11 protein-coding genes and 1 pseudogene are annotated in these 7,465 nt (G+C 70.2%); 6 read left to right on the top strand and 6 right to left on the bottom strand.

The features are described 5' to 3' along the window. Positions 1-461 precede the first annotated feature (461 nt). Together I8N67_RS40380 and I8N67_RS40375 are read left to right on the top strand one after the other, a co-directional pair. Entirely contained in the window at positions 462-1,220 is a 759-nt protein-coding gene (locus I8N67_RS40380) for a DUF6879 family protein (protein ID WP_200309289.1), read from the top strand. A gap of 15 nt (positions 1,221-1,235) precedes the next feature. Then, positions 1,236-2,081: a helix-turn-helix domain-containing protein gene (locus tag I8N67_RS40375; protein ID WP_200309288.1), complete on the top strand. Its 846-nt coding sequence runs from the start codon at positions 1,236-1,238 to the stop codon at positions 2,079-2,081. A gap of 205 nt (positions 2,082-2,286) precedes the next feature. Here the strand turns inward: I8N67_RS40375 and I8N67_RS40370 are convergent. The 3 genes and pseudogenes from I8N67_RS40370 to I8N67_RS40360 form a co-directional block, all read right to left on the bottom strand. Beyond that, positions 2,287-2,415, bottom strand: a pseudogene (locus I8N67_RS40370) (DUF397 domain-containing protein); the annotation flags it as partial. Between the two features lie 526 nt (positions 2,416-2,941). Next, positions 2,942-3,139, bottom strand: a complete 198-nt coding sequence (locus I8N67_RS40365) for a hypothetical protein (RefSeq protein WP_200309287.1) — start codon at positions 3,137-3,139, stop codon at positions 2,942-2,944. Between the two features lie 2 nt (positions 3,140-3,141). Continuing rightward, the gene (locus I8N67_RS40360) at positions 3,142-3,384 is read right to left on the bottom strand and encodes a GntR family transcriptional regulator (RefSeq protein ID WP_200309286.1); all 243 of its coding nucleotides are present in this window, start codon (positions 3,382-3,384) and stop codon (positions 3,142-3,144) included. A 163-nt stretch (positions 3,385-3,547) separates the two neighbouring features. On the opposite strand from I8N67_RS40360, the gene I8N67_RS40355 reads away from it, so the two are divergent. Together I8N67_RS40355 and I8N67_RS40350 are read left to right on the top strand one after the other, a co-directional pair. Then, positions 3,548-3,811 (top strand): hypothetical protein, encoded by a 264-nt coding sequence (locus tag I8N67_RS40355; protein ID WP_200309285.1) that lies wholly within the window; start codon positions 3,548-3,550, stop codon positions 3,809-3,811. Further along, a complete protein-coding gene (locus tag I8N67_RS40350; RefSeq protein WP_200309284.1) occupies positions 3,811-4,110 on the top strand; it encodes a hypothetical protein in 300 nt (99 codons plus the stop codon). Before I8N67_RS40355 ends, I8N67_RS40350 begins: the two co-directional genes overlap by 1 nt. Positions 4,111-4,221: 111 nt before the next feature. Here the strand turns inward: I8N67_RS40350 and I8N67_RS40345 are convergent, their stop codons facing one another. Next, complete coding sequence (locus tag I8N67_RS40345) at positions 4,222-4,746, bottom strand: CGNR zinc finger domain-containing protein (protein WP_200309283.1); 525 nt, start codon at positions 4,744-4,746, stop codon at positions 4,222-4,224. A gap of 25 nt (positions 4,747-4,771) precedes the next feature. Here I8N67_RS40345 and I8N67_RS40340 point away from each other — a divergent pair, with 25 nt between their 5' ends. Together I8N67_RS40340 and I8N67_RS40335 are read left to right on the top strand one after the other, a co-directional pair. Next, a complete protein-coding gene (locus tag I8N67_RS40340; protein ID WP_200309282.1) occupies positions 4,772-4,975 on the top strand; it encodes a hypothetical protein in 204 nt (67 codons plus the stop codon). Further along, positions 4,969-5,637, top strand: coding sequence for a LysE family translocator (locus I8N67_RS40335; RefSeq protein ID WP_200309281.1), 669 nt, complete (start codon positions 4,969-4,971; stop codon positions 5,635-5,637). The genes I8N67_RS40340 and I8N67_RS40335 overlap by 7 nt, the downstream gene beginning before the upstream one ends. A 102-nt stretch (positions 5,638-5,739) precedes the next feature. Here I8N67_RS40335 and I8N67_RS40330 read toward each other — a convergent pair whose 3' ends face one another. Together I8N67_RS40330 and I8N67_RS40325 are read right to left on the bottom strand one after the other, a co-directional pair. Continuing rightward, on the bottom strand, positions 5,740-5,949 hold the full coding sequence (locus I8N67_RS40330) for a hypothetical protein (protein WP_200309280.1): 210 nt from the start codon (positions 5,947-5,949) through the stop codon (positions 5,740-5,742). Between the two features lie 604 nt (positions 5,950-6,553). Then, positions 6,554-7,465, bottom strand: a 912-nt coding sequence (locus tag I8N67_RS40325) for an alpha/beta hydrolase (RefSeq protein WP_234047046.1), incomplete at its 5' end; no start/stop codon positions are given.

The raw sequence follows: 7,465 nt of genomic DNA, 5'->3' as shown, positions 1-7,465 counted from the left end.
GCTGCCGCTGCCGCTGCCGCTGCCGCTGCCGCTGCCGCCGCTGCCGCCGCCGCTGCCGCTGCCGCTGCCGCTGCCGCTGCCGCCGCTGCCGCCGCCTCGCCACAGCGCCCCCGCCCGGCGCACGGCCACGTCGACGCGTGCCCACCCAACCTCCGCGAGCCCAGGAGTGGACGCGCCGGCATCGACTGCGAACGACGGCAGCAAGACGCCTGCCTGAGAAAGGGCCGATCTCAGACACTCGGTGGTCACGAAGGGATCGGCATCGCGCGCCTGGTGAGCTCCAACCATGAACGCGACGGTAGGAAGCAGTCGTTGCGAGGCGCCAGCAGAGTTGCGCGTGGTTGCTCCCCTCCTCGGGGGAGTTGCGTAAAGTTGCTGATTAGGGCCAACCGAAGCCCGGGCGTGGGGCGTTGTTCTCGTGGAAGCCTGGGAGATCAGTTCCCCGAGGTGAGGACACGATCATGACCCGACGACTGCGTTTCAACGGCACGGGCAGCGGTGTCAACGGGTGCCCTTCCATTCATGAAGACGTCGACACGGGTGAGGTCATCGTGCACGGCCCCGCCCTCACCGACCCCGACGACATCGCCCGGCTCCGGCATCTGAACGAGGGCGAGGTGCCCATCGTGGTGCCGCGAGAGCTGCTGGTCGACTTCGGCCCGAAGGAGGTCGTCCGAGTGCCGAACATCATCGGGCTGGACGAGTTCGACCGACTCTTCACACAGTTCGAGCACACCGCGTGGCGTCTGGAGACGCGCCGCCGATACGCGTCGGACGAACTCACGGATACTTACGCCCAGTTCACGTGTGGTGAGCCCGTCGACTGGCAAGGAGTGGACGCGGAGTGGTGCGCCGAACGCGGCGAGCAGACCGCGCTCGGCAAGCGGTTCGAGCGTGTCCGCATCGTCGACAACCCGCCCACGGCAGGCCAGCTGTATCTGCTCGACAACGCGCGTCGCAACAGCGCCGTCGGCGAGAAGATCCTCAATCTGCGGCGAGAGGATGCCGACCGCCTCGGCCTGCCCGCCGAAGACTTCTGGATCTTCGACTCCCGACTGGTCGCCCTGCTCAACTTCGACGACGCCGACAACCTGGTCAGCGTCGAGCTGATCACGGAGCCTGCTGCGGTACTGCGGTACGCCATGACACGCGACGCGGCACTGCATCATGCCCTCCCGTACGAGGAGTTCGCGGCACGGTTGACCGCGCACAAGGACTGAGGCAGGTGCGCTCCGGTGAGCACGGACTACCAGCAGGCACGAGAAGCACTCGGGGTACGACTGCGCGAACTCCGGCTCTCCGCCCCTGGGGGCCGGCTCACCGGCACGGAGCTCGCCGAGCAGCACGGGTGGAACAAGTCCAAGGTCAGCAGACTGGAGAACGGCAGGCAGACGCCCACGCCCGATGACCTGCGCAAGTGGGCGGATGCAACCGGCCGCCCACAGGCGTACGACGAACTGCTCGCGCGCTTGAGGGGCTTCGAGTCGCACATCCGCTCATGGCGGCGACAGCTGGCATCGGGGCACAAGGCGGTCCAGGACACCCACCTGAGCGCCCATGCCGACGCCTCCGTGTTCCGTGGCTGGGAGTCCTCCATGATCTTCGGGATTCTCCAGACACCGGACTACGCACGGTCAGTCTTCACGAGATACGCGGAGCTCCAGCGATCGCCGCGCGACACCGAGGAGGCGGTGCGGTCCCGTATGAAGCGGCAGGAGGCGCTGTACGACTCGTCAAAGCGGTTCCACCTCATTCTGTGGGAAGCCGCCCTTCACTCCCTGATCTGTCCGCCGTCCGTGCTCGCCGCGCAACTCGACCGCCTCGCGGGAGCCATCGGCCTGGACACGGTGGAGCTGGGGATCATCCCCCTGTCCGCTTCGCTCAAGATCCCCCCGGCCACCGCCTTCTGGGTCTACGACGACCGCCAAGTGGTCGTCGAGAACTGGCACGCGGAGTTGTGGATCGACGACGAAGCCAGCGTGGACACGTATCTGCGCACCTGGAAGACACTCCGGGAGTCCGCCGTGTACGACGCTGACGCGCACCGTCTCATCGGTGCGGCACGACGGGCGCTGCACTGACCGATCGGGACGACAGGCCACGCTTCATGTCGCCGTCGCCCGGCTCAGCCCAGAAGACCTGCCCAAATGTCGCCGTCGCCCGGCTCAGCCCAGAAGACCTGCCCAAGCTCAACCCGCGGTCCGACGGCGGGGTTGAGGCTCTGGCCCCCTTGAGACACACGGAAGACCTTCGGCAAGCACTCGCCCGTTGAGGCCCCTGCCGCTGTCAGAGTGCTGCGAACTCGACGAACGCGGTCCACGCCGTGGGGGCCACGGCCAGTGCGGCACGGGTGGTGTCCTTGGAGTCGCGGACGTGGACCCTGGCGGGGCGGGCGGCGACCTCGACGCGTTCACCATGTCGGTCTGTTCGCGTTCGGGGAGGCCGACGCCGGTGTTTTCTTCGGCCGCGAGAAACTCACCGGCGCACTCGTCGAACATTTGACGAAGAGCGGCAGTACGCCACGGATCGTCGGTGGGCCACAACAGCGGCCCGCCGACCGAGCTTTCGCGGGTCTTCGAAGTTGAGCGGTGGAGCCGCCGCGAGATTGGCAGATCTGTTCCACTCCCGGCGCGGAAAGGACCTGGTCACAGACCCCGGCCCGGAATAAATCTGCCTATCACCGTCCCTGGCCGCCCTGCCGTCAGGCGCTTGCACCGCTCAACTTCGAAGACCCGCTTTCGCGCGGTCAACCGGGTCGCCGTGCGTGCCGGCGGCGCCAGCTGAGGGAAGACCGCGGCGACATCGCGCGGCCGCGACGGGGTGGCCCGGGTGACGTCCATAGCGGTTGATGCTGCCAGCAGCCTCTGACACCGGGCACAGCAAGGCTTGATCCACGCGCCCCGCGGGTCAGTGATCTGAACGAAGCCGCCTGGCCGTTGGGCTAGCCGTCCATGTTGCTCTGGCCGTCCTGCTGCGTGCGGGGTCCCCTGTTGGCCGCGCGGGCCACTTCGCCGCCGAGCAGGGTCGCCTTGGACACGGCTCGCGCCCAGCGGGGGGCGTCGCCCCGGGCCGTCCAGAAGACGCAGGCGCAGCCGCCGAGTGCGAGTAGGACGATGACGGACAGCATGAGCACGAGCATGCTCAGGTCCCTTCGGGGGTGTGGGGGGCGACGAAGGAGCCGAGGCCGGGTTCGGTGTAGATCAGGCCTTCCTTGCGCAGGTTCGCGAGCACCTTCTGCGCGGTCGCTGTCGCGATCCCGAACTCGGCGATGATCTGTTGGACGGACGGCACCCGGGTGCGTGGTTGGTAGGTCCCGTCGCTGATCCGCTCACGGATGACTTCGGCGACCTGTCGCCAACGGGGAATGTCAGGTACGAACTGCATCACCACACCACCATGTCGATACTTGGGACATCAGTGCGATCCCTGCTAGTCCCTAGTACACCAGCAACTACTATGGCTACAGTGGCCGCAGAAAACCCCCGCGACGGGAGCAAGCCGTCCGGGGGCATGGCCACCAGCAACACCATGAACGGAGCTGATGACAGTGACCGACCTTATCGGTCGACTCCTCGCCTGGGTGAGCCTCGCGCTCAACCCCACCGGCCTACATCGCCGCCCCGCGCACCCCCGTACGCGCCCGCCCGCCCCTTCCGTACCCACTTCTCCGCCCAACTCCACGCTCCCCGTCCACCGCAGTCCCTACGGCATCCATGGCCTCCTCGACGGCGCCGCCACCGTCGCCGTACGGCCGTACGTCGCCGCCGTACCCGATCCGTACTGGAGCCGTGGGATGGAGGCGGTGGCCTGATGGCGACCGGGAGGGAGAGGGAGAGGGAAGAGGTGCGGCTGTTGCCGTGGGTCGGGGATGGGGGCAAGGCCTGTTACCTGGTCAGCGATGAGCAGGGCGGAGCCGTGTCGCGGCTGGCGGATGCCACCGAGGCCATTCAGCTCGGTATGGGGACGGAACTGCTCGACCACGCACGGGAGTTGCTGCCCGACACGCCACGCGGTGAACTCCGGTTCCTGGCCGAGAGATTGACCGAGGCGCTCGGCGACGCGCTGCGGGTCGCCGAGAGCCGTGGGCGGAGACTGCGGCAGCTGAACTGACCGCGCTCGTCCGCGTGGGCCTCGTCGGCCTCGTCAGGTCTTCGAGGAGGTGCTGGGCGTCCGTCGAGCCGAAGTACCGCTTGCCGGAGCCGAAGACGACCTCGGACCAACTTATCCCCGCCGCTTGCGGTCGCGGTGCGCGGAGACGTGGACGCGTGTGGCGCACAGGCGTGAGCAGTACGCGCGGCGGCCGTTGCGGGATATGTCGACGAAGACGGCGCGGCAACCCGGTGCCGCACAGCGTCCGAGACGGCAGGGATCGGTCTCGGTGATCACCAGGGCGAGCCCGGCGGCGCTGGCGGCCCGTACGCGGGTGACGACGTCGGCGTTCTCGTCGGCGTAGTGCAGGTGCGGCGGCTGGCCGTCGTGTGTGGACACGTACGGGCGGGCCGCCGCGTCGGTCAGTAGCCGGTTGACGGCACCGACCTGTTCCGCCCTGGTGGGGGCCGCGAACGCCTCCCACAGGCGCAGGCGCCAGGCCAGCAGCAGCTGGAGCTGCTGGCCGGTCACATCGCAGCGCGCCACCCGGTGCTCGGCCAGCAACGCCTCGACCGTAGGGGCGTCGCACCGGTCGTCGAGGTTGGCCAGGGCCGCCGCCAGCAGGGCCGCGTTGCCACCGTAAGTGTTGAAATACATTTACTCATTGCATCACGCTCACGGCATGACATGCATCTTCCTCACCGTCTCCAAGCACTCGACCTCCCTGGGCTGGGTGCGCTACCAGCGCTGCGCCTGCGGCCGCCTCCGTGTGCTGCTGGCCGGGGATGTCCTCAAGGACGGGCCTGGGCCGCCGCGCGGGCCGTCACCCGAAGAACCGGTGACGGCGCTCGGACGGGCGGCCGGTCGCGGTGGGCCGACGTGCTAGGGCTCAGCTGGGCCCAGCTGGGGTCCTTCGTCGTGCTGTGCCTGGTCCTCGCGGCGACTCCGGGTGCCAATCTCACGGTCGTCCTCGGCTGTGCGCGACAGGGCGGTCAGCGTGCCGCCGTCGCCGCGACAGTCGGCCTGACGCTCGGCAAGGTCTTCTGGGCGGCAGGCTCCGTGCTCGGGCTCGCCACCTTGCTGGCGACCTCGCGCCTGGCGTACGACGCGCTCCGGCTGGCGGGCGCGGCGTACCTGATCTGGCTGGGTGTGAGGGCCCTGCGCTCGGCCCGGCACGGCTCTGCGGTCCAGCGGCCCGACGGTCTCGCGCCCGGGCTGTCCGCGCCCGGGCTGTCCGCGCCCGGGCTGTCCGCGCTCGGCGGGTTCCGCCGCGGTCTGATCGGGGACCTGCTCAACCCCAAGGTGGGGATCTTCTACACCACCGTGTTTCCCCAGTTCATCGGGCCGGAGGACGCCGTCGTCCCGGCGGCCGCCGCGCTGCTCGTGATTCATGCCGCGGTGCTCATGACGTGGTATCCGGGGATGAGTTTCCTGCTGACCCGGGTGGGCCGCCGGCTCGCGAGACCCGGGCTCTCGGCACTGCTCGATCGAGTCATGGGTGCCGCGCTCATAGGGCTCGGCATCCGGCTGGCGATCGTTCCACTCTGAGCTGGCCTGCCGCTCCTGTTTCGTGCCGGGCCCCGTCCCCACAGGGCCCGGCGCGACGGGGCCGCGTCCGCTTCGGCGGCCCCGGTCTGTGGGGCGGGAGCGTCAGGCGTGCTGGCGCCGCGCGCCCTGGCCCTGGCCCTGGCCCTGGCCTCGGAGAAGGCTGACGCCCGCACCCAGTGAGACGACGCCCATGCCGACGGCGGTGGCTATGCCCTGGGCACCGTCGACGACCAACGGGGCGACCGCGGCGACGGTGAGGTTGAACAGGAACAGGAACCACAGGACGGGCTTCGAGCCGAGCAGCGCCTTCATGGGAGTTTCCTTTCGGGGGCGTTGAGCCGGGGGAGGGAGTGAGCCGGTGAGGTCCGCTCGACCTCGTGACATCAACAATCCCGTCCGGCGGCGTCCCTCACGAGGGAGCGCGCTCCCGAACCCGGGGTGTAGCCGGCTACACCCCATCCCCGGTCTACGCCGGCGCCCACCACGGCTTCACCCAGGCCGACACGGCCAAGCACGGGTGTCACCGCTGCCCGGCCACCACCCGGCCCAGGAACTCCGCCAGCGTGTGCGTGACCGTGTTGTGCGCCGGGGCGGCGAAGAGCGGGTCGAGGTGGTTCATGCCCTCGTCGGACTCGTAGACGGCGTACGGGACGCGGGACTCGGCGACGACCCGCCGGGCGCCCTCGACGACGGTGCCCTTGGAGTAGCTGGTCTGGAAGGCGTAGAGCGGTATGTCGAGCCCGGCGGCGTGCCGCAGCCGCAGCCCGAGGGAACGGGCGAGATCGGTGTCGGCCTAGACGTCACTCACGTCCAGGTCCACGGACAGCCGGGCAGGCCAGTACCACTCCCACACCCCCGGTACGGGCCCGGCGTACGCCTCGGCGACCCGCCCGATCGGCGTGATCCCGTCATCGACTCACCCCCGTACGCCACCGCCGTCGCCCGCGGGGGCGAGGTGCCCGGAGTGGACGCTGATGTCGTTCGGCCAGCCGAACCCGGCGTCGACGAAGCTCCCCAGCAGCGCGGCGTTCGTCACCGGGAAGGGCACCCGCAGCGCCTCGGGCACCCGCTCCTGGAGGACGGACCGCCCCTCGGGGTCGTGGTGGGCGTACCACCCGGCGAGCTGGTACCAGATCTGTGTGCTCTCGGCCCGGCTGCCGAGGCCGACCCCGCTCAGCGTCAGGTCGAAGACCTGCCCGCCGGCGATCGCCGCGAGCCGCTCCCGCACCTCCTCCGGCGAGTCCTGGACGGGCGTCCCGTTCCCCTCGAACGCCCCGCGCACGCCCCCGTCGACGACCGCGAGCCCCACGAGATCCCGGTACCCGGCCCGCCCGTCGAAGTCCCAGGCCGCGTACGCCAGCGCACTGGTCGCCCCCCAGGAATGCCCCCCGAGCACGACCCGCCGCCGCCCACCGCCCCGGGCCGCCACCACGACGGCCCGCAGATCCTCCACGGCCCGCGCCAGCCCCCACCCCCCGAAGAACCCGGCGTCCGCCGGCTCCAACGCCCGATACCGCCCGTCGAGGTAGTACCCGACGAGATCCCCACCCGCGGCCCCACTCCCGCCGAACCCACTCCGGTCCGCCAGGTTCTCCTCCCGCCGGTCGACGGCCCACACCTGCACCCCGGGCACCCGCGCCACCAGATCCCGCGCCGGCAACCGGAAGTCATTGGCCGCCCCGAACATCCCCGGCACCAACACGACCACGGTCCCCGCGTCCCGAGGCCCGACCTTCAGCACATGCACCCGGTCACTGCCGACGGTCCCACCCCCGGCCCCCACGGCGATCGGCACATACACCTCGGAACCCCCGCCGACCCTCCGCCC

It is taken from the genome of Streptomyces adelaidensis, assembly GCF_016598475.1.
In the GTDB taxonomy this organism is placed as follows: domain Bacteria; phylum Actinomycetota; class Actinomycetes; order Streptomycetales; family Streptomycetaceae; genus Streptomyces; species Streptomyces adelaidensis.
This window is presented reverse-complemented; position numbering and strand designations above follow the sequence as displayed.

Excerpts from the sequence above, each read along its gene's own strand:
- I8N67_RS40365 (WP_200309287.1), bottom strand. The coding sequence starts at position 3,139 with ATGCTCGTGCTCATGCTGTCCGTCATCGTCCTACTCGCACTCGGCGGC.
- I8N67_RS40360 (WP_200309286.1), bottom strand. The coding sequence starts at position 3,384 with ATGCAGTTCGTACCTGACATTCCCCGTTGGCGACAGGTCGCCGAAGTC.
- I8N67_RS40340 (WP_200309282.1), top strand. The coding sequence starts at position 4,772 with ATGACATGCATCTTCCTCACCGTCTCCAAGCACTCGACCTCCCTGGGC.
- I8N67_RS40380 (WP_200309289.1), top strand. The coding sequence starts at position 462 with ATGACCCGACGACTGCGTTTCAACGGCACGGGCAGCGGTGTCAACGGG.
- I8N67_RS40345 (WP_200309283.1), bottom strand. The coding sequence starts at position 4,746 with ATGTATTTCAACACTTACGGTGGCAACGCGGCCCTGCTGGCGGCGGCC.
- I8N67_RS40330 (WP_200309280.1), bottom strand. The coding sequence starts at position 5,949 with ATGAAGGCGCTGCTCGGCTCGAAGCCCGTCCTGTGGTTCCTGTTCCTG.
- I8N67_RS40350 (WP_200309284.1), top strand. The coding sequence starts at position 3,811 with ATGGCGACCGGGAGGGAGAGGGAGAGGGAAGAGGTGCGGCTGTTGCCG.